The organism is Enterococcus sp. 2STP (genome assembly GCF_032465635.1).
GTDB classification, from domain to species: Bacteria; Bacillota; Bacilli; order Lactobacillales; family Enterococcaceae; genus Enterococcus_B; species Enterococcus_B lactis.
This window is the reverse complement of sequence record NZ_JAWDJH010000011.1, coordinates 17,818-41,918: the sequence shown is the minus strand read 5'-3', so window position 1 is coordinate 41,918 and position 24,101 is coordinate 17,818. Positions and strand designations below refer to the sequence as shown.

Sequence of the window (24,101 nt, the reverse complement as noted above, 5' to 3'; positions counted from 1 at the left end):
GAGTAACAAAAATTGACACAAGAAGAACTGCAGCAGTTAGTAGAAGAGATATCATTAAAAAGCTTCCAGCGTCCTTTCAAGCACCAAGCAATGTTCAATCCACGATTGCGTACAACTGGCGGGCGCTATCATTTAAACGATCATCATTTAGATTTTAATGTAAAGCTGTTTGAAGAGTCAGATAAAGAAACGATTACAGGAATCATCAAACATGAACTTTGCCATTATCATCTTCATCTCACTGGAAGAGGATATCGTCATAAAGATATGGATTTCAAGTATCTTTTGAAAAAAACAGGCGGGTTGCGCTATGCGCCAGCCTTGACGAAGAAACAGATAAAGATCGAATATTATCAATGCCAAGATTGTTCTGCCACAATCTGCCGCAAAAGAAGAATCGATGTACACAAATATCGTTGTGGAAGATGTCATGGGGAAATCAAATGGATTGAGACAAAGAGAGAAAGCCTCAATGAAGTATAAAAAATCAGATGAAAGGATGAAGCGTTTTTGGAAAAAAACGAGCAGAGAACTCTAAAAGACTGGAATCAGCTATTAGCCTTTTTAGCCGCACCTGATGAGAAAGATTTTGAGAAATTGTCAGCACCTACACTTATTTTAGCTGGAAACGGTCTTCCTATCTTAGCTGATAAAGCAGCACAAATGTATGTAAATGGTCAAGTAGAACGTTTATTTTTGGTCGGCGGGGTGGGGCATGCGACTAGGATCCTTTATGAGAATTTTGAAAAGCAAGGATTTCATTTTGAAGAAGGCATGAGTGAAAGTGAAATCTGTCGTCAGTATCTGAAAGAAGTCTATGGTTTGCCTGATAAAGCTCTTCTGATAGAATCGAAGTCTACAAATTCTGGAGAGAACGCTACTTTTTCACTGGAGATTCTTCATTCCTTAGATGCTGTACCAGAAAAAGTCCTATTGATGAATGATCCGACACTGCAACGCAGGACTCGAGCAACTTTTGAGAAAGTATGGCAAAATGAACAAACTGTTTTCGTAAATGCTGTGCCATTTGTGCCGGAAATCCTTCACTTTTCTGAGGAGATCATCTTTACAGCAAAAGAACTGAACCACCAATGGCCGAAGGAATATTTCTATGCACTGGTGTTAGGAGAAATGGAGCGACTCCACGACGATGAGAATGGCTATGGTCCGAAAGGAAAAGATTTTATTCCTCATATTGATATATCAGAAGAAGTTTGGTCTTCTTATACAAGAATCAAACAGTCAATAAAAACGGATTTTTCCCGTACATGACCTTTTTAGCAGGCGAATCCTCCTTTCTAAATAAATTTGGTTGAAATTTTCAATCGTTTATAAGATAATGAGGAGCGTGTTGAATGTAATAGCTAAAAGAATGGACGCTAGATAAGAGAAGAGGATTCAAATGGAAAATCAAAATAAATTGTATCATTTCGTTGGTATCAAAGGTTCAGGAATGAGCTCCTTGGCTCTTGTTTTACATGAACAAGGTTTAAATGTCCAAGGATCAGACATTGAAAAATATTTCTTTACACAAAGAGATTTAGAAAAAGCAAATATCACGATTCTGCCATTTAACGCAGAGAATGTAAAACCAGGTATGACGATTATTGCAGGAAATGCATTTCCTGATTCACATGAAGAAATCCAGCGAGCAAAAGAATTAGGTTTGGAAGTGATTCGCTATCACGACTTTATTGGTCATTTTATCCAAAACTATACGAGTATCGCTGTAACAGGTTCTCACGGAAAAACAAGTACGACTGGTCTGCTCTCTCATGTATTGAGTGGTGTCCGTCCAACAAGTTATCTAATTGGAGACGGAACAGGGCATGGTGATCCGCAAGCGGAATTCTTTTCATTTGAAGCCTGTGAATATCGCCGTCATTTCCTTGCCTATTCACCAGACTATGCGATCATGACAAACATCGATTTTGATCATCCGGATTATTATACAAGTATCGACGATGTATTTACAGCTTTCCAAACAATGGCTGGACAAGTGAAAAAAGCTATTTTTGCGTACGGTGACGACGCTTATTTACGCAAATTAGAAGCAGATGTGCCGATTTATTATTATGGTGTCACAGAAAATGATGATATCCAAGCACGAAACATCGAACGTACAACATCCGGTTCTGCTTTTGATGTCTATCATGGGGATGAATTTGTTGGACATTTCACTGTACCAGCATTCGGCAAACACAATATTTTAAATGCTTTAGGTGTTATTGCAGTCGCGTATTTCGAAAAACTGGATCTGAAGGAAGTTGCGGAAGAAATGCTGACTTTCCCAGGAGTAAAACGTCGATTCAGTGAAAAAATCGTAGCAGACATGACCGTAGTCGATGATTATGCGCATCACCCTGCAGAAATCAAAGCAACCATTGATGGCGCACGCCAAAAATATCCAGATAAAGAAATAATTGCAGTTTTCCAACCTCATACGTTTACGCGTACGATTGCATTGATGGATGAATTTGCAGAAGCACTTGATTTAGCTGATAAAGTTTACTTATGCGATATTTTTGGTTCGGCTCGGGAAGAACAAGGAAACGTTAAGATCGAAGACCTTGGAGCGAAAATCAAAAAAGGTGGAGAAGTCATCAAAGAAAATAATGTATCTCCATTATTAGATTATCATGATGCAGTAGTAATCTTCATGGGTGCTGGAGATGTTCAAAAATTTGAACAAGCGTATGAAAAACTTTTAAGCAGCACGACGAAAAATGTACTGTAATACAATTACTGCAGTGTCCTTATAAAAATAGAAAGAGGGAGAGTGGCAAAATTCTTGTCATGCTCCCTTTTTTACAACTTTTGATAAACGGCGTTCAAAAGCTTGCATCTGCGGTAATAAGCCCAGCTAAATCAAAAACATGAGAAGCTGTTTTTCTTGGCTGTTCTTATTACTTAATGCAGGACAGCTTTTTCACGACCTCAGATATACGGTGTTCAAAAGCTTGCATCTGCGGTAATAAGCCCAACCAAATCAAAAACATGAGAAGCTGTTTTTTCTTGGCTGTTCTTATTACTTGATGCAGGACAGCTTTTTCACGACCTCTTTAAACTATAGGAATCTGTTAAATCAATGGAGCAGAACTTGCCTTTTGTGCTGCTTTTGGTACAATAATGTATGATTAAAAATAAACTGGAGGGTTTCTATCTTGAACATAGGTAAGCCGAGAAAACTAGGAAAAACAATAAATGAAATCGAGGAAGGCGACTCGTTATCCTTAACAGAATCTATTGAAGATAACCAGCTTTTGCTGTATTTGGGATTGACGAATGATGCAAATCCTTTGTATATCCAACATGACTTTGCACAAAAAACAGAATATCATCAGCCAATCGTTCCATCAGTGATGCTGATGGGAATCATCACAAGTGCAATTTCAAAGCATCTTCCTGGACCAGGATCACATGTTGTCAATTTTTCTGTCAATTTTATTGAACCGGTTTTCCATTATGAAACACTGACTTTTCAGTTTGAGGTCATAAAAGTAGATAAGATGAAGGATGTGGTGACGATTTCTGTAGAAGCGGAAAACACGAACGAAGATCGTGTGTTGGATGCTGTTGTTATGGTCCAACCGCCACAAGTTCCTGAATTGGAAATAGCAATCGAAAGTGAAGGTGAATTAAATGAATAATCCAAGTACATCAATGTCAGGTATCAATCGTTTTTATGCAAAAGTTTATGGCTTTTTAGGTATGGGACTTGCCCTTAGCGCAGTCACTTCTTACTTGGCTCTTTGGGTATTTCCTTTGCAACTAGCAACTTTTATCAATAACTTTCCATTAGGCTTTATGGGTCTGTGGATCGTTGAACTGATTTTAGTAATGGTTCTAGGCGTAAAAGCACAAAAGAATCCGAGCTTAGCGATCGGTGGATTTATTGCCTACTCTCTTTTGAATGGCGTAACATTAGCAGTTACTCTTGCATTCTACGATATTGGAACAGTAACCCAAGCTTTCTTGACAGCTACCTTGATGTTCATGGGGATGTCTGTCGTCGGAGTGACAACAAAACGAGATCTTAGCGGGGTTGGAAGAGCAGGACAGGCTGCTTTGATCGGAGTGATCATTGCACTAGTCTTGAACATCTTCATTTTGAGAAGTAGCGCAGTTGAGCTGTTCATCTCACTGCTTTTAGTCGTCATCTTTGCAGGGATCACAGCTTATGATAACCAAAGCATTCGTAATACCTATGTCCAGACAAATGGAACAGCACATAGTGGCATTGCTGTATTTATGGCATTGAAGCTGTATTTGGACTTTATCAACTTGTTCTTGGCGTTTTTAAGAATCTTTGGACGGAACAACTAAAAAAGGGAAAAAATTGATCAGTTGGGGCTATACCAAAATATTTGGTATGGTCCCGCTTTTTCTTTTCGCATTCCGCATGATTCTTTGTTAGAATGAATAAGAACTTTACAGTAAGGAGTTAAGAAGATGACAAAAAATAAATTATTACTCGTTGATGGGAACAGTGTGGCTTTTCGCGCATTCTTTGCGCTGCACAATTCCCTTGAACGTTTCAAAAACAGAAACGGTCTTCATACAAATGCAATCTATGCATTCAATACGATGTTTGAAAATGTTATGCAAAAAGAGCAACCGACGCATGTTCTGGTTGCGTTCGATGCAGGAAAAACGACCTTTCGGACAGAAATGTATGCGGAGTACAAAGGCGGAAGATCTAAAACACCAGGCGAATTCAAAGAACAAATGCCCTATATCCGTGATTTGTTGACGGGATTAGGTGTACAGTATTACGAATTGCCCAATTATGAAGCGGATGATATTATCGGTACTTTGGCAGAAAAAGTAGATAAAAATCAATTTGATGTCGTCGTACTTTCCGGTGATCGGGATTTGACTCAATTAGCTAGTAAAGAAGTAAAAGTGGATATCACTGTAAAAGGTGTCAGCGATATCGAAAGTTATACACCAGAACATGTGGCGGAAAAATATGATGGATTGACACCAAAACAGATTATTGACATGAAGGGACTAGCCGGAGATGCCTCTGACAATATCCCAGGTGTGACTAAAATCGGTGAAAAAACAGCTATCAAGCTATTGAAACAATATGGCTCAGTCGAAGGAATCTATGAGCATATTGATGAAATGAAGCAAAGCAAAATGAAAGAAAATCTGATAAATGACAAAGAGCAAGCTTTCTTATCGAAGAAATTGGCGACCATCAATACTTCAGCCCCTGTGGAGGTCTCTATCGACTCATTGAAGTATGAAGGGAAAAATCTCGATAAACTCGTTCCATTTTATAAAGAAATGGATTTCAATCAGTTCCTTTCTAAACTGAATATCGTTGAAGAAGAAGTAAAAATGGATGATATTTTATTTGAAGTCGTGCATGAATTTAAAGAGGAAATGTTTACTACGGATATGGCACTGTACGTGGAAATGATGGGCGACAATTACCATACAGAGGAAATCGTAGGAGTAGCGTGGGGGACAGAAAAGAAAATCTATGTCACGAATGATCTGTCTGTATTCGAAAACCAAGCGTTCCATTCTTGGATCACTGATCCGACCCGATTGAAAAAAGTATATGATGCGAAACGAACTTATGTTGCTTTAAATCGCTATACTGGAAAAACGAAAGGAATCGATTTTGATGTCTTGCTAGGTGCATACCTTCTCGATACGAATGAAAAAAGCACAGATATCGAAGGAATAGCTGCACATTACGGATACAACGATATCCAGTCAGATGAAACTGTATACGGCAAAGGGGCGAAAAAAGGTTTACCAGAAGAAGAAGAACTCTTTTTTGCTCATTTAGCGCGAAAAGTAGCTGCAATCAATGCGTTGACACCAAAATTGAGCCAAGAACTGGCAGATAAAAACCAAGAAGATCTTTTCCGGAAAATGGAACTGCCATTGTCTATCATTTTGGCAGAGATGGAAATAAGCGGGATCAAAGTAGATGCGACTCGCTTACAAGAAATGAAGGGCGAGTTTTCTGCTCGCTTAAGAGAGATCGAACAAAAAATCTACGAAGAAGCCGGCGAAGAATTCAATTTGAATTCACCAAAGCAATTAGGAGTGATCTTATTTGAAAAAATGGGATTACCCGTTATCAAAAAAACAAAAACTGGGTACTCCACAGCCGTAGATGTACTGGAACAGCTTCGTGAACAAGCACCAATCGTAGAGGATATCCTAACCTATCGTCAAATCGCAAAAATTCAATCTACCTATGTCGAGGGACTGCTGAAAGTGATCCAATCAGATGGAAAAGTGCATACCCGTTATGTCCAGACATTGACCCAAACAGGACGATTAAGCTCTGTTGATCCTAATTTGCAGAACATCCCGATTCGATTAGATGAAGGGAGAAAGATACGTCAGGCATTTGTTCCTAGAGAAAAAGACTGGTTGATTTATTCTTCTGACTATTCACAAATCGAGTTACGCGTACTTGCGCATATCTCAAATGATGAACATTTGAAAGCTGCCTTCCTAGAAGGTCAAGATATCCATGCCAGCACAGCGATGCGCGTATTTGGAATCGAAAAAGCAGAGGATGTCACACCAAATATGCGTCGGCAGGCAAAAGCAGTGAATTTTGGTATCGTGTATGGCATCTCTGATTACGGACTTTCACAAAATTTAGGCATCAGCCGAAAAGCAGCACAGCAATACATCGATACGTACTTTGAAAAATACCCAGGTGTCAAAGAATATATGGAAAGAATCGTACGCGAAGCAAAAGACCAAGGCTACGTCGAAACGCTGTATCACCGCCGTCGATATTTGCCAGACATCAATTCAAGAAATTACAATATCCGTTCTTTTGCGGAACGAACAGCTATCAATACACCAATCCAAGGAAGTGCTGCTGATATTTTGAAAATCGCGATGATCGAATTGGATAAACGATTGAAAGAAACAGGTCTTCAAGCTACGATGCTGTTACAAGTTCATGATGAACTTGTCTTCGAGGTACCTGAAAAAGAACTTGAATCATTAGATAAATTGGTGAAGGAAGTTATGGAACAAGCTGTTTCTCTCCATGTACCACTGATCACTGACAGCAGTTGGGGAAAAACGTGGTACGAAGCAAAATAAACATTGTTTAAAACAGAGCAATATAATGAAGGTGAAAAGAAAAAATGCCAGAATTACCAGAAGTAGAAACCGTTCGTAAAGGATTGGAACGGTTAGTAGTAGGAAAAACGATTCAGAAAGTGCAAGTCTTGTGGCCCAAGATCATCGAGCAACCAGAGACACCCATCTTTGAGGCTTCTCTTGTTGGCGAAACCATCCAATCCATTGGACGTAGAGGGAAGTTTTTGATTTTTCATCTCGATCATTATGAACTGATCTCACACTTGCGAATGGAAGGAAAATATCAATTCACGAAAGAAAATACACCAATCGATAAACATACGCATGTACTTTTCTTTTTTGAGGACGGGAGCCAACTTCGCTACAACGATGTACGAAAATTTGGTCGTATGACAATCGTCGAAAAAGGAGCAAGTGCAACTTACCGAGGAATCATGAAATTAGGACCTGAGCCATTGCCTGACAGCTTTTTATTAGCAGATTTTGCAGCTGGATTGAAAAAATCGCACAAAGCAATCAAGCCTTTACTGCTAGATCAGCGTCTAGTAACGGGACTAGGCAATATTTATGTAGACGAAGCATTATGGGAAGCGAAGATTCATCCAGAACAACCGGCGAATACATTACATCCAAAAGAGATAGAACAATTACGTCTATCGATCATTGATGTTTTGAATCGTGCAATAGAAGCCGGAGGTACCACGATTCGCAGCTATTTGAATGCATTAGGAGAATCAGGCGGATTCCAAGTCGCACTGCATGTCTATCAGCAAACTGGCAAACCATGTATACGTTGTGGGACGCCGATCGTGAAAACAAAAGTGGCACAAAGGGGGACTCACTATTGTCCGAATTGTCAAAGGCTGAAAATCGAAAAGTAGGCTTTGTTTTAGGTTTGACGGGCGGAATAGCTACTGGCAAAAGTACGGCAGCCAAAGTCTTTCAGTCTCATGGATTTCCTTTGATCGATGGCGACGTGATTGCCAGAGAAACTGTTGAGCCTGGAACGCTTGCTCTGAGGAAGGTTGTGTCCGTGTTTGGCCAAGAGATATTGCAGTCTGATGGTCAGCTAGATCGAGGGAAACTTGGGATGATTGTTTTTCCATCAAAGGAGAAACGGCAAAAACTTGATCAGCTATTAGATCCGTTTATCCGAAAAGCGATAAAAGATCAAATCGCCTCTCTAAGTTCCAATCATCCTTTAGTAATTGTAGATATCCCATTGCTCTACGAAGGTCATTATGACTACTATATGGATGCAGTAGCTGTCGTTTATACCACGCCAGATATTCAACTCAGACGCTTGATGAAACGTAATCAGCTAACACTAGAACAAGCGCAGCAGAGAATTAGCAGTCAACTTCCAATCGAAGAAAAAAAGCAGCGTGCGGATATTTTGTTTGACAACAACGGAACGAAAGAGGAACTTGTGGAACAAATCGAAAATTGGCTTTCAGCTAATCGCTTTCTTTGAGTATCTGTGTCAAGTTTGCTATCCTGAGTATATAGAAAGCGAGGGATAGCGTTGGGATCATTTAAAAACCAAAAGGATAAAGTCGTAGGTAACGCAAAAGAAAAAATCGGCGAAATACTCAATAAAGAAAATCTAATCGATGAAGGTCGTACGCAATCAGAAACAGCAGAAGAGAAAGAAAAGCAGTACCAAGCAAGAATCGATGAAATAGAAGACCAGCAGGCAGAAAAAGAAGCGAAACAGCAAGATTTGACTCAAGAACGAAAAAATCCGGCCCCTGATCGTAGTAAGACACCGCTCCCAGAAAGTGAACACATTCCTGATGAACAAAAGATCGAGGAACAACGAATGAAACACTATACAGGAATCGAAGAGAAGTTATAAAATAGTAAGAAATAGAGACGTGACTTGAAGCAGATGATAAGATGTTCATCTGCTTCAAGTTTTTTGTGCTAGTCGACTAAATCAGCTTTTGGGCGAGTCATTTCTCAGCAATCAAGGTCATCAGTACTGGAAAATTGAAATTGGATTAGGACAGGGGACATAATTACGCATGAAAATAGAAAAAATTGTTCTTATATCCGTGTTTTTTTGGGTAGGACAGTCGCGTTTGTGATTTGTTTCGTGTTATAATACAACTAGTTGTAAAGAAAGACACATCCTTTATATAAAAATGCGATGCAAGAGGTGAGACAAAATGAGATGTCCCAGATGTCAACATAATAATTCACGAGTAATCGACAGCCGTCAAGCAGATGATGGACGTGCGATCCGTCGCCGTCGCGAATGTGAGAATTGTTCGTTCCGCTTCACTACTTTTGAACGAATTGAAGCTGCTCCGTTATTAGTCATCAAGAAAAACGGGGAACGCGAAGAATTCAATCGCGATAAAATTTTAAGAGGACTCATCCGCTCAGCAGAAAAAAGACCTGTAGCTATGGAGCAAATGGAACAAATCGTCAACCATGTCGAAAACCGCGTACGCAGTCTTGGGGAAAACGAAGTATCAACGAATCTGATTGGTGAATATGTGATGGAGGATTTAGTCGATTTAGATGAAATCGCGTATATCCGTTTTGCCAGTGTTTATCGCCAGTTCAAAGATATGTCTGTTTTCTTAAAAGAGCTGCAAGATATCGTGGATAAAGCAAAAGAAAATAATAAAGAGAATAATAAAGAAAACAATTAAGAAACAAAAAGGAGGCATTTCCTTGGAAAATGCTTGGAAAGAGCTTCAACCAAAAAATATTTACCAAGGAAGAAAAGCAGCTCCGCTGAGAGAAGACAGCAAAAACGCGTTGCTGTATCTTTATCAGCCACTGATCGGCGGAGAAGCCTTGAGTATCTATTTCACTCTGTTATCAGAGATCTCGCAAGAATCTGGCGAAGGTCCTGAAGGGATGCATGCAGATTTACTCAGTAGTCTAGGCTGCGGGATCCCCCAATTTTATGATGCAAGAAAAAAGCTGGAAGGAATCGGCTTACTGGATGTTTATTTTAAAGAAGATAGCGATCTGGGGCCTCGTTTTATTTATGAGTTGTTAGAGCCACTCATTCCTAAAGCATTTTTCAAAGATTCTGTTCTGGCATTTCTTCTTTTGGAAAAAGTTGGTGAACGACGATTCCAGAAGCTTACCCAGTTGTTTGAACCTAAAAGGCATACAACAGAGGGATATCAAAAAATCACAAAAAAATTTTTAGATGTTTATCGCTTCAATGAAGCAGTATACGCTGCTAATCAAGAAAACATCGAATCACTGAATAAATCTTTTGAAGAATCTGAGCCAGTAGCATTACTTGAAACAGATTCGACATTCGATTGGCAATTTTTGAATGATTGGCTGTCAAAAAAACATATGACTGTTCTTGATGATTCAATCCTCAAACAAGTCGACATGTATCATCAGCTTTATGGATTCGATGAACTAACTCTTGGTGAACTCATCAGTCAATCTTATGATTTTAGCGAACAAAAAGTATCCATGAAGGAGCTGCAAAAAGCTGTTTTGGCAATGCAGAGACGACCAGTGAAGCAAATAAAGGAAACAGTCGCTGTTGCTGAAAACAGCAATGAATCTCCGACGAACGAACATTTGACAAATGCAGCGCTTCAGTTGATAAAAGAAGCACAGAGCATTCCGCCGATGAAATATCTGGAAGCAATCAAGTCAGAAAAAGGCGGATATGTTTCGAAACAAGAAACTTGGTTACTGCAAGACCTTGTTTCTCAATCAGGTCTTTCCAGCAGTGTGATCAATGTTTTGCTGAATTATGTATTGGTGATCAAAAATAATGCTAGCTTAAATGCTAGTTATGTGAATACAGTGGCAAATGAATGGGCACAAAAGAAAATCGCCACAGCAGAAGAAGCGATTCAGCATATTCGGCAAATAAGCAATCAAGCAAAACAATCAAAACAAAAAAAGCAAACAAATTATCCAAACGGCAAGCGAAATGTTCGGCGGGAAAAGCTTCCTGATTGGGTCAACCAGCCAAAAGATGAAAAACAGATCAGTAGTGAGAAAAAAGCAGAGATTGACCGCCGTTTTAAAGAATACCTGGCGAAAAAGGAGGGTGACATCTAATGGAAGACGTAGGCAAAGAATTGAAGAGGATCATCAGCAAACGTAATTATCAAGAAAAATATGCTGAAATGATTGCTGACGTCCTAAATGATACGGATGTTCAAGCTTTTCTAAGTGCACACCAAGAAGAACTGACACAAGCAGATATTGAAAAAAGCTACGCCAAATTGTATGAGTTCGTGCAAGAAAAGCGTAAATATCAAAAAAACGATCCAACGATGATCGCTCCAGGATACGAGCCGAAGTTGACGTTGAATTTTCATTATGTGGATGTCACTTATGTACCAACAGAAGCATTGTTAGCTCGGCAAAGACAAGAAGAAATCAGAAGCCGAGTAAAAGCAATGGATATGCCAAAAGATATTCAATCAGCATCTTTTGAAAACTTTGAGCGTACAGATGGACGAGGATATGCAAGCTTGGAAGCCCTAGATTTCGTAGAGAAATATACTGCAGATCCAAAAGGGTATCATAAAGGTCTTTATCTGGTAGGGAGTTTTGGTATTGGAAAAACATACTTATTAGGAGCAACAGCGAGAGAACTAGCGATTGCTGGATTTACCACGACATTAGTCCACTTTCCAACGTTTGCCGTTGAGATGAAACAGGCAATCGGAAAAGATCAAGTGGCAGAAAAGCTAGATGCAGTGAAGCGTTCCCCCATTTTAATGATTGATGATATCGGTGCAGACGCGATGAGCAGTTGGATACGGGATGAAGTATTTGGCGTCATCCTTCAATATCGGATGCAGGAACAGCTACCGACATTCTTCTCATCAAATTTCACAATGGATGAATTGGAACAGCATTTGTCCGTCACTCAACGTGGAGATGAAGAGCCGTTGAAAGCGAAACGCATAATGGAACGCATACGTTATTTGACAAAAGAAATCGAAATGACTGGTCGCAACCGCCGCAATGGTTGAACAGTTGATAAGTCCAACTGATATTTGACCAAAGAGTAAAAGCAGGTCAGCGAATCTTTACATGGACAGAAATGACCGGAGACAATCACCGCAACAAGTAATGCAAAAACTTAAACGGAGGATTTTTTATGAGGGCTATTTTTTCTAGTATATCTGTAGTTGGTCTATTTTTTATTTTAGCAGGATGCGGTAGTGCAGACAGCAACACAGGTTCTCTTGATTCGATTGATGCGGGTCAAACAATAAAAACAAGCAGTACGAAAACGGAGGGACAAAGCATATTTGTAGGAACGATTGAAAGCATCACTCAAGTAGAAGCGGAAGAAGAAACGATTCAGCTGAAACTCGTCGATGTCATGGCAAAGGAAGATCCAGCGAATATGGGGACATCATTCAGCAATGACGGAGTGATTTTGAATGCTACTGCTGAAAAAATAAGCTTGGACATAGATGAACTGAAAATCGGTGACAAAGTCCAATTTACATTAGTTGAGATGCCGATCATGACGATGTCTATCCCACCACAAGTGCCTGGAGATTCGATCATTGACGTTTCGTTGAACAAATAATCAACAACATTTTTTCAAAAATAAGAAAATGTTGTTTTATAGAACAAAAAGGTATATTTTTTAAGGAGATCTGGGAATTTTTTTATTCCTAGTCTCCTTATTTTATATGGAAAATGCTATAATTACCTAGAAGGAGTGAAGCTATGAACCATTTAGATTTATCTCAGCGCTTAGCGGCAGTTGGTGAATTTGTCCCTGAATCTGCTCGTTTAGCAGACATTGGATCAGATCACGCATACTTACCTGTTGCATTGATGCTAAAAGGAAAAATCGAATATGCAGTTGCAGGTGAAGTTGTTCAAGGTCCTTATGAATCAGCACGTAAGCAAGTCCAAAAAGATGGATTGGAAGACCGTATCACTGTACGTCTTGCAAATGGTCTAGATGCGATCCAACCGCAAGATGCTATAACGGCTGTCACGATCGCGGGTATGGGAGGTTCGCTGATCCGAGAGATCCTAGAAGCTGGCAAGGTGCATCAACGCCTAAGTGGACAAGAACGTTTGATCCTTCAGCCAAATATCGGAGAGCGTACGTTACGATCTTGGCTGCAAGAAAACCAATACAAAATCCAATCAGAAAAAATACTTGAAGAAAACAAAAAAATATATGAAATCATTGTAGCCGAAAAAGAACAAAAACCAGTTACTTACAATGAAATGGAGCTGATGTTCGGTCCATTTCTGCTTGAAGAGAAAAGTGAGATCTTCAAATCAAAATGGACAAGAGAGCTTCAACAAAGAAAAGCTATCCGTGAACAGCTCAAACAAGCAGCTAATCAAGAGGCACGTCAAAAACAAATCGAGCAGGAAATCCAAATGATTGAGGAGGTTTTAGAGATATGACGATCAGCGGACGTACCTTCATCCAAAAGTTTGAAAGCTATTGTCCTCAATGGCTAGCTGAAGAAGGAGACCCAGTCGGACTGCATATTGGAACATTAGATAAACCGATTCAACGGGTAATGATGACATTGGATGTTCGCCCAGAAGTGGTCGAAGAAGCAATCGAGAAAAAAATCGATCTGTTGATTGCGAAACATCCCCCGATCTTTCGTCCTGTAAAACGGCTGACTACTGATCAGCCGCAAGAAAAAATGTATGCAGATCTGTTGAAACATGATATTGCCGTTTATGCGGCACACACGAATATGGATATTATTTGGGACGGACTGAATGACTGGTTTTGCGAACTTCTTGGTATTGAAGTGGAGAGTTATTTAGTGAAGACTCATGAAATCCATTATAAAAAACTGGCGGTTTATGTACCTGTGGATCATGCACAGAAAATGCGTGAAGCATTAGCTGCAGCTGGTGCTGGTACGCAAGGCGATTATACCGGTACAAGTTTTACCTCGATTGGACACGGCCGATTTACTCCGAATATTGGTGCACAACCAGCGATTGGGAAAGTAGGGAAGACAGAACAAGTCCAAGAAGCAAAAGTCGAGGTTATTTTGCCCGAAACAATCGAAAAACAAGTGATTGATGCCATGCAATCAGTTCATCCTTATGAAGAACCTGCTTATGATCTTTTCGCAATTGATGCACCAGTCGAAAAGTTTGGGCTAGGCCGAATAGGTGAATTACCGCAAGAAATCCCTTTAGAAATATTTGTGGAACAAGTAAAAAAAGTTTTCCAATTAGAGGGACTGAGAATCGTTCAGCCTCAAAAAACAAAATCATCCATCAGGCGTATTGCGATTTGCGGCGGAAGCGGCGAAAAATTTTATCCGCAAGCAATCGCCCAAAGAGCAGACGTCTATATCACCGGAGACATTTATTATCATACGGCTCATGATATGCAAAGCGCCGGATTGATCGCAATTGATCCCGGACATTATATTGAATCGTTATGCAAGGAACGGTTCATCGAGAAATTTGAGACTTGGAAACAAGAAGAAAATTGGGCTATTGACTTTTTCGTTTCTGAAAAGAATACAAACCCATTTCAATTTAATTAAAGGAGAGAATACTATGTACGAAAATCTTTTGCCACGTTTTTTACGGTATGTCAAAACAGAAACACGCTCCGATGCAACAAGCAAAACGACCCCCTCGACTCAGACACAAGTTGCTTTTGCACAAGAATTGAAAAAAGAATTGGAAGAGTTAGGTTTATCAAATGTTTTCTATAATGAAGACAATGGATTCGTTATGGGAACATTACCAAGCAATGTCGATCATGAAGTGCGTTCTATTGGATTTATTTCCCACATGGATACAGCAGACTTTAATGCAGTAGGAGTCAATCCACAAATCATTGAAAACTATGATGGAGAGTCTACGATCGTACTAGATGCGGAAGAACGTTACACGTTGAATACAAAAGATTTCCCAAATTTGAAAAATTATGAAGGCCACACGTTGATTACTACAGATGGCAGTACTTTACTGGGAGCAGATGACAAATCAGGGATTGCGGAAATCATGACTGCAATGGAGATCTTGATCAATAATCCTTCTATCCCTCATGGTACCATCAAAGTAGCTTTTGGACCTGATGAAGAAATCGGTGTCGGAGCGGATAAATTCGATGTTGAGCAATTCAATGTGGATTTTGCTTATACAGTCGACGGCGGTCCTTTAGGTGAATTGCAGTATGAAACATTCAGCGCTGCTCAAGCAAATATCACGATCCAAGGGAAAAATGTACATCCGGGGACGGCAAAAGATACGATGATCAATGCTTTACAGCTAGCCATTGATTTTCATAATCAGCTTCCAGCCGATGAAGTTCCAGAAAAAACAGAAGGATACGAAGGTTTCTTCCATTTGATGGCATTGAATGGGAATCCTGAAGAAGCTTCTATGAGTTATATCATTCGCGATCATGATCGCGAAAAATTCGAAGCACGCAAAGCACAAATCACACATATCCAAGAAGAAATGAATCAACGATTTGATCAAGAACGAATCAAAGTAGATATGTATGATCAATATTACAACATGAAAGAAATCATCGAAAAAGATATGAGCATCGTGGAATTAGCGAAACAAGCAATGATCGAGCTTGGGATCTCTCCAGTGATCGAACCAGTTCGCGGAGGAACAGATGGTTCAAAAATCTCTTACATGGGGATTCCGACGCCAAATCTATTTGCCGGAGGAGAAAATATGCACGGTCGATTCGAATTTGTTTCTTTACAAGTAATGGAAAAAGCAACAGATGTGATTGTTAAAATTGCAGAATTGAACACAAAGAGTTAAAATCGAAAAAGAACAGCTTATGACAAGGCGTTCGTCCGATGATGGAATGTCATCTGTCTAAGGCTAAAGGGCAGGACAATGGAATGGATTGTCCCGCCCTCTTTTTTGAAGAGTAAATAGGAGGTAAAGAATGGAAAAGCTGCTAGTTTTTTATAACAAAAGTTCAGGGAAAGATGAGGGTGAGAAATTAGCACGCTGGTTTCAAGATTATGTAAAAGAAAAGCAACCAGAATTATTTGTAGATTTAGCTGAAACTGGCCCGTCGATTGACCATGCGGATTTAGTCAAGAAAGCAGAAGCTATAGGAGCCGATACGCTAGTGATCATAGGAGGGGACGGCACGATCCATCATATCGTTCAAGCGTTCCAGCAAACATTATCTCAGTATCATATCGGATTACTTCCAGGTGGAACAGTCAATAATCTCGCACGTGTTCTTGAAATTCCCTTGAAGAAAGAAGAGGCTGCTGATGTGATTCTAGAAGGAAATGTCCGAAAAATAGACTATGGTCAAGTCAATGATGCAGTCATTATCTCTACACTGACAATCGGTATCTTAGCGGATACAGCAGTTTGGATCAGTCAAGAAGAAAAACAGCGTTATGGCTCGTGGATTTTTATCAAGAAATTCTTTAAGTTATTGCTGAAGAAGAAAAAATATCATTTGGATTTAGAAACAGATGAGGAGCATTGGAAAGGAAAATCCCAGTTATTGACAGTCACGATGTCTAACTCCGTAGGCGGCTTTACAAATTTCGACGACTCAGCGACCCCAGATGATGGAAAATTCCATGTAACGATCGTACCTTCCTTAGATATTTTCCGATTTATTTTTTATTTGCCTAGAATCATGAGAGGAAAATTCTATACGATACCTGGCATTACTTATTTCACAGCCAAACGCATGAAAATCAAAGCACAGGAAAAATCTGTTGGCACTCGGACAGATGGAGACACGACAGATGATCTTCCAGTTGAATTATCTGTTGTATCAAAAGGATTAGCAGTTTATTCACCAAAAAAAGAAGAAAAAGATTAGAAATAGTAGTTAATAGAAAGTTGGAAGAATAATGGATGTATTGTTGCACAATCCTTTGTGGTTTTATCTATTCATTGTAAATTTTTATTTATTTTGTCTGATGGGATATGATAAACATCAGGCTCGAACTGGCGGCTGGCGTGTACCTGAAAATAATTTGATATTTGTCAGTCTATTAGGCGGTGGTTTGGGAGGATTGATTTCTCGGAAAGTTTTTCATCATAAAACAAGGAAAAAGAAGTTTACCGTAGGATTCACTGCGGGTGTGCTTGTTGATTTGATTCTCATTTATTTTTTCCATTAAGGAGCGGGAGATGTCATCTAAAGGAACGAAAATTAAAATCATTCTGAATCTGCTTTTGCTGATTGCGATTTTTGCTATTATTTATTATTTAATCAATCAATCATTTGCAGATATCTTTGCCGAATTACTGTCTACCAGTGTTGTCGTTTTAGCAGCCATTGTTATATTAGGGACAGTTTACCAAATCGCTGAAGGGCGCTCGATCAAAGAGATTGCTGAACCTTTCGCGCCGAATTTTACAACGAAAGATGGGTTCCTGACCTCTAGCTATATTGCATTTTATCGAATCGTTTCATTTGGTACAGGAACATTGATCTCGGAAATTTATTTTTATAATAAAAAAGGAATGAAACTGTCTCAGGGAGCAGGGGTGACAGCACTCCATATGATCATGTACAAACTTGCAGTGATTACCTATGCGTTAGCTGGCTTGCTCATCCAATTCTCTCTTTTTTATTCTAATGGTCCGTCAATGATCTGGTTTATTATTGCTGGAATTCTTTTGACGATCGTGATTGTTGCCTTTTTATTGGTAATGTCCATCAGTCTGAATGTCCAAATATTTTTTGTCAGCTTATCGAATAAGTTATTTAAGAGTGAGCGTTTGCGAAAATGGGTGGATACATGTAATCAGCAGATCTACTCTTTAAGGGAAACGGTCCAAACCATTATCCAAGACAGGACTGCGCTATTGCGGATCTATCTATGGAATATGTTGAAACTTGTATTTTGGTATGTACTTCCCTATTTGATTCTGATTGAAAACCATCCTAAAATAGATTTTCTACTGACCATTTCGTTTATCAGCTTTGCAGTAGTGCTTTCAGGAGTTATTCCTACGCCAGCTGGTATTGGATCCTTTGAATTTGTCTACTTGTTATTGTTTAGACCTGTTGTTGGAACAGTTGACGCAGTTTCTTCGCTTTTGTTGTATCGTTTCAGTTCCTTTATCTTGCCATTTCTCTATGGATTTGTGTATGTGATTACTGAACGGCGAAGAGTGATCAAAGAAGAAATAATAGAAGTAAAAAAAGAGAATAAAGAAAATCAAGGGTAGGTCTTTTATAAGATCTACCCTTTTTTTAATAAAAGAAAAACATTAGGAAGCTGCGTCACTTGAACATGTAAAACACATTTTTTCTTGAGGCAGCTCTACCAATGCATTTATTCTAGACTGTCTCTTTTTAAAAGAACCATTAAGATACTTAATAGAACAACAAAAAAAGCAGAAAAAAATACTCCCTGATAACCATCAATGGAAAAAGTACCATTACTAAACAATTGGAATACGATACCAAAAAAAGTGATCATAAAGCTTTGACCTAGATTTCTGCAAAGGGTGATGAAACCAGATACCGTACTGATATTTTTATCTGTAGCTAAAACTTGTGCAGACAAGACACTTGTAGTAACCGTTGTGCCAGTACCAAATCCTGAAAAAGAGGCTAAGATAAGAAGAACGAAATAAGGTGTCATTTGTGGTAGAAATCCTAAAATAAGAAAAACTAAACCATTCACCCCCATACAGAAGGTTAATAAACGTTTCGTTCCAAAATGTTTTCCTAATGGCACAGCAATCATCGATCCAGTAATAAAAAAGACAGAGGAAGGTAAAAGCGCTAAACCACCAAGACTAGGGGATAAAGAAAGTTGCGTCTGAATCCATAACGGAAGATATACTTGAAACCCCATCATTGCTCCATTCATGAGAAAAGTAACGAGGTTGAACAAAAGAAAGTCAGATGATCTCAATGTTTCGACAGGTAAGACTGGTTCCTTTACTTTATTTTCATAGGAAAGCAAAATGAAAGAAACAAGGATGCCAAAAAGGAACACGCCGCCACCAAGTATAAAATGATCTGGTATTATCTGGATACCAACTAGTAAAAGAAATAAACTTGTAACCAGAAAGAGATATTGTCCCAGTTCTTGATAAGAAAAAGAGACAGACGGACGTTTTTCTTCATCATAGAATAAAAGTAAGATCAGAATCGTTAATAAGCCAAAAGGGATGTTTATAAAAAACACCCAGTGCCAACTAAAATTTTCGACCAATAGCCCTCCTAAAAGAGGAGCAGCTAACGAAGCAATCCCCCATGCTGAATTATTCAATCCCATTATTCTTCCGCGAGATTCATAATCAAATAAATCACCAATCAGAGAGAAAGTAATGGGCATGATTCCTCCTGCACCTATTCCTTGAACCAGCCTAAAAAATACCAGAATAAAAAATGATTGGGAAATACCGCAAAGAAAAGTACCTGCCATAAACAAGAGCAATCCAATGATAAAAATCGGTTTCTTTCCATACTGATCCGCCAGACGGCTGAATACAGGTGTTGACAATGCACTGGAGAATAAGTAACTAGAAAACAGTAAGGCAATCGGGATTTCACGACCAAAACTATTAGCAATAGCATTAGCAGCTGTGATGACGATCGTGGATTCGACTGCAGTCATAAATGTAGCAAGATAGATTGCTAGTAAAATCCATCCTTTTTTCGTTTGACTCATCTTTTTTCCTCCTAAAAATCTTTTTAAGCATCCTACAAATTGACAAGTTCAATGATTTGTTTTAGAATATGCTTGCGCACGCAATTATATGACTTGCGAGAATAGTTTGTCAACTAAAAGGAGGAGAAGAATGGAAAATAAAGGCGAAAGCAATTTGAAGTGGTTAGCCAAATTGACCCGAACTTATCAAAAAGAATTAGACCAAGCACTAGCTCCGCTCAAATTAAATTCAACGAATTATTACTTTATTGTGAAAATCCATGATTATCACCATTTGAAACAAGAAGAATTAATCAAATTGACCGGATTGGATGGAAGCAATGTCACCAGAACAATACAGAAGTTAACGAAGATGGGGTTAGTGACAAAAGAAAAAAATACACAAGATCGAAGAAGTTTTCTTTTAGAATTAACAGAAAAAGGACAAGAACTTCACGCTCAAGTAGTAGAATCTGTAGAAAATGCTCAGAAGAATTTTCTGTCAAAATTGACAGCTGATGAGCAAGGAACATTTGAGTATCTGTTAGGAAAGTTGGCACAAGAAGAATAGAAGGGTGATCCTCATGGAAAATACATCCAATGTACTAAAGGGACTAGTAGAAATTCCTAATCATTACGAATTAGTCAATGAATTAATAGAACAAAGAAACAAAAAGAAAGTCAACATCATCCGTTATCAAAATCAAGGAATCTATCTTCATAATGGACCAAGAATCATTGAAGTCATAGAAGGAAAGCATTTAGTCAGTTTTAAGAATCTGACCGAAATACCTGAAGGAAAATTGTTATCAACCGAACGTGCCAAAGCTTTAGCTGAAAAGATATTTCATAAGTTCAATCCAACCTATGCGAAAGGGTTGACATTTATGCGCATAGAGCAACAAAAGCGTAGCTTTATAGATGAAAACAGCGTGGAACAAACATTTCCTGTTCAATGGATCAAATTTGCTCATCGAAATGGAAGCTACAACTGGGTTACATTAGGAGCCAACGGCAAACTCGTTGAGATGGAAATCGACTCAAGATGGGATTATTTTCACGGACGCCGACAAACGGAAATGTGGGACAACGACGATTGGGTATTAGCTCGTGAAGGAAAAGGGCCTCAGCTTCCAAGTCCGAATGCATTAGCCTAACAAGGAGGGACAGAAATGAACATGAATGGACTATACGATGAATTTGATCTAGAGCTTTTAGGAAATCTCAGAAATCGGCTCCAGAGACTAGAAGATACAGACTATATGACTGCCTACTATAAAGGATACAGTGCTAGTGGCATGACACTGGACGAAATAAAAGAAGAAATAGAAGAACTGTCTCATACGATTCGAGAATTAGAAGATCGTATGGAAGAAACGCAGTGGTGAAAAATATAGTTATTAAAAGCAAGTATTTAACGTAAATAATCAATGAAAAAAGAGCCAAGCAGCCAAAATATTATTCTTCTATTGAAAAAAGAATGCTTGCCAAATAACCATAATAGGTAAGATGATTTTACGTTTGCTTGGCTCTTTTTTTGTATACATACAATCAAATTTGTTTTTTTAAGATTTATATAAGACGAGAAAAAAAGTCAAAAAACTATGTGTATATTTTGACCAAAATTGACCAAAGCGATATAATAGTTTTTGTAAAGATCAAAGAAATAATTGATCTTACCTTTAATTAGGAGGTATACCTGTATGAATATTGAGAAAATGACTACGACGCTTCAAGAAGCAATTGCTGAAGCTCAACAGATTGCGGTCACTCGAAAACACCAAGATATCGACATTGCCCATGTATGGAAAATCTTTTTACAACCTAATCATTTTGGCCGAAATTTCTATACGGATGCCGGATTGGATGTCGAATCTTTTGAACATGAAATCGATCGTCTACTGGATGAGTATCCAGTTGTTTCTGGTGGAAACGTCCAATATGGACAAAACCTCAGCCAGAACTTCTTTCGATTATTGAATGAAGCAGACCAAATACGCGAAAGCTTCGGCGACGAGTTTCTTTCAACGGAAGTCGTTATTTTAGCGTTGATGAAATTAAAAAATTATCCGTTAACTGTTTATTTGAATAAAAACGGATTATCTGAAAAAGAATTGCGTAAAAACATCGAAGAGATGAGAGGAGGAGAAAGGGTGACCTCGCAAAACCAAGAAGAACAATACAAAGCATTAGAAAAATACGGCGTTGATTTAGTACAGCAAGTCAAAAGTGGAAAAATGGATCCAATCATCGGTCGTGATGAAGAAATCCGTGATGTCATCCGTATTCTTTCACGAAAAACAAAAAATAATCCTGTTCTGATAGGAGAACCCGGTGTAGGGAAAACGGCGATCGTTGAAGGACTTGCTCAACGTATCGTACGCAAAGATGTTCCTGAAAATTTAAAAGATAAAACGATTTTTTCATTAGATATGGGAGCATTGATCGCTGGAGCAAAATTCCGCGGTGAATTTGAAGAAAGACTAAAAGCAGTCTTGAAAGAAGTCAAAAAAAGTGATGGACGTATCATCTTGTTCATCGATGAAATCCACAATATCGTAGGGGCAGGAAAAACAGAAGGAAGCATGGATGCCGGAAATCTGTTGAAACCAATGCTTGCTCGCGGTGAATTACATTTGATCGGTGCCACAACTTTAGATGAGTACCGTCAATATATGGAAAAAGACAAAGCGTTGGAACGTCGTTTTCAAAAGGTATTAGTCAAAGAGCCAACGGTGGAAGATACGATCAGTATTCTGCGTGGATTAAAAGAACGTTTTGAGATCCACCATGGTGTTAATATCCATGACAACGCATTAGTAGCAGCAGCTACTTTATCTGACCGTTATATTACTGATCGGTTCTTACCGGACAAAGCAATCGATTTGATCGATGAAGCCAGTGCAACGATTCGGGTAGAAATGAACTCTATGCCAACGGAATTAGATCAAGTGACCAGACGTTTGATGCAGTTGGAAATCGAAGAAGCTGCACTGAAAAAAGAATCAGATGATGCAAGTAAAAAACGACTGAAAAATTTGCAAGAAGAATTAGCTGAACTTCGTGAAGAAGCAAATGCAATGAAGATGCAGTGGGAAACAGAAAAAGAAGAGGTCAATTCTGTTTCAGCAAAACGTGCTGAAATCGATAAAGCAAAACACGAATTAGAAGATGCAGAAAATAACTATGATTTGGAACGCGCTGCTGTATTGCGTCATGGTACGATACCTCAATTAGAAAAAGAATTGAAGGAATTAGAAGCCAAAGCAAAAGACAGCGAGATTAAGATGGTTCAAGAGTCCGTTACCGAAAATGAGATTGCTCAAGTCGTTGGCAGATTAACGGGTATCCCCGTAACGAAACTTGTAGAAGGCGAACGAGAAAAACTGATTAAATTGAATGAAACACTTCATAAACGAGTGATTGGTCAAGATGAAGCAGTTGATGCGGTCAGTGACGCGGTGATTCGTTCACGTGCTGGATTGCAAGACCCAAATCGTCCTCTAGGTTCTTTCCTTTTCCTAGGACCAACTGGTGTCGGAAAAACCGAATTAGCGAAAGCTTTAGCTGAGAACTTGTTTGACTCAGAAGATCATATGGTACGGATCGATATGAGTGAATATATGGAAAAACATGCTGTGTCTCGTCTAGTCGGAGCTCCTCCAGGCTATGTAGGTTACGAAGAAGGCGGTCAATTAACGGAAGCTGTCAGACGAAATCCTTATACAATCGTCTTGTTGGATGAAATCGAAAAAGCGCATCCCGATGTCTTCAATATCTTGTTACAAGTCCTAGATGACGGACGCCTAACTGATTCAAAAGGGCGAGTCGTTGATTTCAAAAATACAGTTCTGATCATGACTAGCAATATCGGTTCACAGTTACTGTTGGAAGGTGTGACTGCTGATGGAACGATTCCAGAAGCAGTGGCTGAACAAGTCAACACGCTATTACGTGGAAACTTCAAACCAGAATTCTTGAACCGAATCGACGACACGATTTTATTTACACCATTGAGCCTAGACAACGTGAAAGGAATCGTTGACAAAATGGTGGCGCAATTGGCACAACGTCTGGAACATCAAGAAATCCTGTTGACAATCAGTGATGAAGCCAAAACGTGGATTGCTGAAAATGCTTATGAACCAGCATATGGTGCAAGACCATTGAAACGATTTATCACTAAGGAAGTAGAAACACCACTAGCTAAAGAAATCGTTGCAGGACATGTTATGCCTAAATCAAAAGTAACGATTACTTTACTTGATGGACAACTTCATTTCAAAACAGAAGAGCTAGAAGAAATCGTCTAATCTTCCATTGAGACTATAAAAGAAAAAAGGGGTCTGACACAACTAGTGTCAGACCTCCTTTTTTTCAAATAAACAATGTTCCAGAAGTAGC

Annotated in this window: 24 protein-coding genes; 23 read left to right on the top strand and 1 reads right to left on the bottom strand. The window is 39.0% G+C overall.

The genetic code is table 11. The annotated features are described in order from the left end of the window. Window positions 1–12: 12 nt before the first annotated feature. The 19 genes from RWU19_RS03235 (at window position 13) to RWU19_RS03145 (ending at window position 18,261) form a co-directional block, all read left to right on the top strand. Window positions 13–483: a SprT family protein gene (locus RWU19_RS03235; RefSeq protein ID WP_002291983.1), complete on the top strand. Its 471-nt coding sequence runs from the start codon at window positions 13–15 to the stop codon at window positions 481–483. A 27-nt stretch (window positions 484–510) separates the two neighbouring features. Beyond that, the gene (locus tag RWU19_RS03230; RefSeq protein ID WP_070770021.1) at window positions 511–1,272 is read left to right on the top strand and encodes a YdcF family protein; all 762 of its coding nucleotides are present in this window, start codon (window positions 511–513) and stop codon (window positions 1,270–1,272) included. Between the two features lie 130 nt (window positions 1,273–1,402). Then, window positions 1,403–2,737, top strand: coding sequence for a UDP-N-acetylmuramate--L-alanine ligase (murC, locus tag RWU19_RS03225; RefSeq protein WP_002319131.1), 1,335 nt, complete (start codon window positions 1,403–1,405; stop codon window positions 2,735–2,737). Between the two features lie 427 nt (window positions 2,738–3,164). Further along, a complete protein-coding gene (locus RWU19_RS03220) occupies window positions 3,165–3,650 on the top strand; it encodes a MaoC/PaaZ C-terminal domain-containing protein (RefSeq protein WP_002291977.1) in 486 nt (161 codons plus the stop codon). Further along, window positions 3,643–4,326: a Bax inhibitor-1/YccA family protein gene (locus RWU19_RS03215; RefSeq protein WP_123837817.1), complete on the top strand. Its 684-nt coding sequence runs from the start codon at window positions 3,643–3,645 to the stop codon at window positions 4,324–4,326. The genes RWU19_RS03220 and RWU19_RS03215 overlap by 8 nt, the downstream gene beginning before the upstream one ends. 126 nt (window positions 4,327–4,452) lie before the next feature. Next, complete coding sequence (gene polA / locus RWU19_RS03210; protein ID WP_123837816.1) at window positions 4,453–7,098, top strand: DNA polymerase I; 2,646 nt, start codon at window positions 4,453–4,455, stop codon at window positions 7,096–7,098. A gap of 44 nt (window positions 7,099–7,142) precedes the next feature. Further along, window positions 7,143–7,979: a DNA-formamidopyrimidine glycosylase gene (gene mutM / locus RWU19_RS03205; RefSeq protein ID WP_002340745.1), complete on the top strand. Its 837-nt coding sequence runs from the start codon at window positions 7,143–7,145 to the stop codon at window positions 7,977–7,979. Further along, a complete protein-coding gene (gene coaE, locus RWU19_RS03200) occupies window positions 7,943–8,572 on the top strand; it encodes a dephospho-CoA kinase (RefSeq protein WP_123837815.1) in 630 nt (209 codons plus the stop codon). The genes mutM and coaE overlap by 37 nt, the downstream gene beginning before the upstream one ends. Window positions 8,573–8,623: 51 nt before the next feature. Continuing rightward, window positions 8,624–8,956: a hypothetical protein gene (locus tag RWU19_RS03195; protein WP_002348395.1), complete on the top strand. Its 333-nt coding sequence runs from the start codon at window positions 8,624–8,626 to the stop codon at window positions 8,954–8,956. Window positions 8,957–9,269: 313 nt separating this feature from the next. Next, the gene (gene nrdR / locus RWU19_RS03190) at window positions 9,270–9,761 is read left to right on the top strand and encodes a transcriptional regulator NrdR (protein ID WP_002288327.1); all 492 of its coding nucleotides are present in this window, start codon (window positions 9,270–9,272) and stop codon (window positions 9,759–9,761) included. Window positions 9,762–9,783: 22 nt separating this feature from the next. Further along, the gene (locus RWU19_RS03185; protein WP_123837814.1) at window positions 9,784–11,157 is read left to right on the top strand and encodes a replication initiation and membrane attachment family protein; all 1,374 of its coding nucleotides are present in this window, start codon (window positions 9,784–9,786) and stop codon (window positions 11,155–11,157) included. Next, a complete protein-coding gene (gene dnaI, locus RWU19_RS03180; protein WP_002306563.1) occupies window positions 11,157–12,083 on the top strand; it encodes a primosomal protein DnaI in 927 nt (308 codons plus the stop codon). The genes RWU19_RS03185 and dnaI overlap by 1 nt, the downstream gene beginning before the upstream one ends. Before the next feature lie 128 nt (window positions 12,084–12,211). Beyond that, the gene (locus RWU19_RS03175) at window positions 12,212–12,652 is read left to right on the top strand and encodes a hypothetical protein (protein ID WP_123837813.1); all 441 of its coding nucleotides are present in this window, start codon (window positions 12,212–12,214) and stop codon (window positions 12,650–12,652) included. 143 nt (window positions 12,653–12,795) lie between these two features. After that, window positions 12,796–13,497, top strand: a complete 702-nt coding sequence (locus RWU19_RS03170; protein WP_123853077.1) for a tRNA (adenine(22)-N(1))-methyltransferase — start codon at window positions 12,796–12,798, stop codon at window positions 13,495–13,497. Beyond that, window positions 13,494–14,615: a Nif3-like dinuclear metal center hexameric protein gene (locus RWU19_RS03165; protein WP_123837811.1), complete on the top strand. Its 1,122-nt coding sequence runs from the start codon at window positions 13,494–13,496 to the stop codon at window positions 14,613–14,615. Before RWU19_RS03170 ends, RWU19_RS03165 begins: the two co-directional genes overlap by 4 nt. 13 nt (window positions 14,616–14,628) lie before the next feature. Beyond that, window positions 14,629–15,861, top strand: coding sequence for a peptidase T (gene pepT, locus RWU19_RS03160; protein ID WP_002340738.1), 1,233 nt, complete (start codon window positions 14,629–14,631; stop codon window positions 15,859–15,861). 130 nt (window positions 15,862–15,991) lie between these two features. After that, a complete protein-coding gene (locus tag RWU19_RS03155; RefSeq protein WP_002340737.1) occupies window positions 15,992–16,900 on the top strand; it encodes a diacylglycerol/lipid kinase family protein in 909 nt (302 codons plus the stop codon). A gap of 31 nt (window positions 16,901–16,931) precedes the next feature. Further along, entirely contained in the window at window positions 16,932–17,204 is a 273-nt protein-coding gene (locus tag RWU19_RS03150) for a DUF1294 domain-containing protein (protein ID WP_002340736.1), read from the top strand. 10 nt (window positions 17,205–17,214) lie between these two features. Continuing rightward, window positions 17,215–18,261 carry a YbhN family protein gene (locus tag RWU19_RS03145; RefSeq protein WP_024635066.1) on the top strand — a complete coding sequence of 349 codons (1,047 nt, stop codon included), beginning with the start codon at window positions 17,215–17,217 and terminating at the stop codon, window positions 18,259–18,261. Between the two features lie 107 nt (window positions 18,262–18,368). Here the strand turns inward: RWU19_RS03145 and RWU19_RS03140 are convergent, their stop codons facing one another. Beyond that, window positions 18,369–19,718, bottom strand: a complete 1,350-nt coding sequence (locus RWU19_RS03140) for an MFS transporter (protein WP_260241526.1) — start codon at window positions 19,716–19,718, stop codon at window positions 18,369–18,371. 130 nt (window positions 19,719–19,848) lie between these two features. Here RWU19_RS03140 and RWU19_RS03135 point away from each other — a divergent pair, with 130 nt between their 5' ends. The 4 genes from RWU19_RS03135 to clpB all read left to right on the top strand — a co-directional run bounded on the left by RWU19_RS03135 (window position 19,849) and on the right by clpB (window position 24,010). After that, window positions 19,849–20,268 (top strand): MarR family winged helix-turn-helix transcriptional regulator, encoded by a 420-nt coding sequence (locus tag RWU19_RS03135; protein WP_002340733.1) that lies wholly within the window; start codon window positions 19,849–19,851, stop codon window positions 20,266–20,268. A 13-nt stretch (window positions 20,269–20,281) separates the two neighbouring features. After that, window positions 20,282–20,854 (top strand): YcdB/YcdC domain-containing protein, encoded by a 573-nt coding sequence (locus tag RWU19_RS03130; RefSeq protein WP_123837809.1) that lies wholly within the window; start codon window positions 20,282–20,284, stop codon window positions 20,852–20,854. 15 nt (window positions 20,855–20,869) lie between these two features. Then, window positions 20,870–21,085 carry a hypothetical protein gene (locus tag RWU19_RS03125; RefSeq protein WP_123837808.1) on the top strand — a complete coding sequence of 72 codons (216 nt, stop codon included), beginning with the start codon at window positions 20,870–20,872 and terminating at the stop codon, window positions 21,083–21,085. Between the two features lie 315 nt (window positions 21,086–21,400). Next, window positions 21,401–24,010 (top strand): ATP-dependent chaperone ClpB, encoded by a 2,610-nt coding sequence (gene clpB / locus RWU19_RS03120; RefSeq protein WP_002340730.1) that lies wholly within the window; start codon window positions 21,401–21,403, stop codon window positions 24,008–24,010. The last annotated feature ends 91 nt before the right edge of the window (window positions 24,011–24,101 follow it).

Excerpts from the sequence above, each read along its gene's own strand:
- murC (WP_002319131.1), top strand. The coding sequence starts at position 1,403 with ATGGAAAATCAAAATAAATTGTATCATTTCGTTGGTATCAAAGGTTCA.
- RWU19_RS03215 (WP_123837817.1), top strand. The coding sequence starts at position 3,643 with ATGAATAATCCAAGTACATCAATGTCAGGTATCAATCGTTTTTATGCA.
- polA (WP_123837816.1), top strand. The coding sequence starts at position 4,453 with ATGACAAAAAATAAATTATTACTCGTTGATGGGAACAGTGTGGCTTTT.
- mutM (WP_002340745.1), top strand. The coding sequence starts at position 7,143 with ATGCCAGAATTACCAGAAGTAGAAACCGTTCGTAAAGGATTGGAACGG.
- nrdR (WP_002288327.1), top strand. The coding sequence starts at position 9,270 with ATGAGATGTCCCAGATGTCAACATAATAATTCACGAGTAATCGACAGC.
- dnaI (WP_002306563.1), top strand. The coding sequence starts at position 11,157 with ATGGAAGACGTAGGCAAAGAATTGAAGAGGATCATCAGCAAACGTAAT.
- RWU19_RS03175 (WP_123837813.1), top strand. The coding sequence starts at position 12,212 with ATGAGGGCTATTTTTTCTAGTATATCTGTAGTTGGTCTATTTTTTATT.
- RWU19_RS03170 (WP_123853077.1), top strand. The coding sequence starts at position 12,796 with ATGAACCATTTAGATTTATCTCAGCGCTTAGCGGCAGTTGGTGAATTT.
- RWU19_RS03165 (WP_123837811.1), top strand. The coding sequence starts at position 13,494 with ATGACGATCAGCGGACGTACCTTCATCCAAAAGTTTGAAAGCTATTGT.
- pepT (WP_002340738.1), top strand. The coding sequence starts at position 14,629 with ATGTACGAAAATCTTTTGCCACGTTTTTTACGGTATGTCAAAACAGAA.
- RWU19_RS03155 (WP_002340737.1), top strand. The coding sequence starts at position 15,992 with ATGGAAAAGCTGCTAGTTTTTTATAACAAAAGTTCAGGGAAAGATGAG.
- RWU19_RS03150 (WP_002340736.1), top strand. The coding sequence starts at position 16,932 with ATGGATGTATTGTTGCACAATCCTTTGTGGTTTTATCTATTCATTGTA.
- RWU19_RS03145 (WP_024635066.1), top strand. The coding sequence starts at position 17,215 with ATGTCATCTAAAGGAACGAAAATTAAAATCATTCTGAATCTGCTTTTG.
- RWU19_RS03140 (WP_260241526.1), bottom strand. The coding sequence starts at position 19,718 with ATGAGTCAAACGAAAAAAGGATGGATTTTACTAGCAATCTATCTTGCT.
- RWU19_RS03135 (WP_002340733.1), top strand. The coding sequence starts at position 19,849 with ATGGAAAATAAAGGCGAAAGCAATTTGAAGTGGTTAGCCAAATTGACC.
- RWU19_RS03130 (WP_123837809.1), top strand. The coding sequence starts at position 20,282 with ATGGAAAATACATCCAATGTACTAAAGGGACTAGTAGAAATTCCTAAT.
- RWU19_RS03125 (WP_123837808.1), top strand. The coding sequence starts at position 20,870 with ATGAACATGAATGGACTATACGATGAATTTGATCTAGAGCTTTTAGGA.
- clpB (WP_002340730.1), top strand. The coding sequence starts at position 21,401 with ATGAATATTGAGAAAATGACTACGACGCTTCAAGAAGCAATTGCTGAA.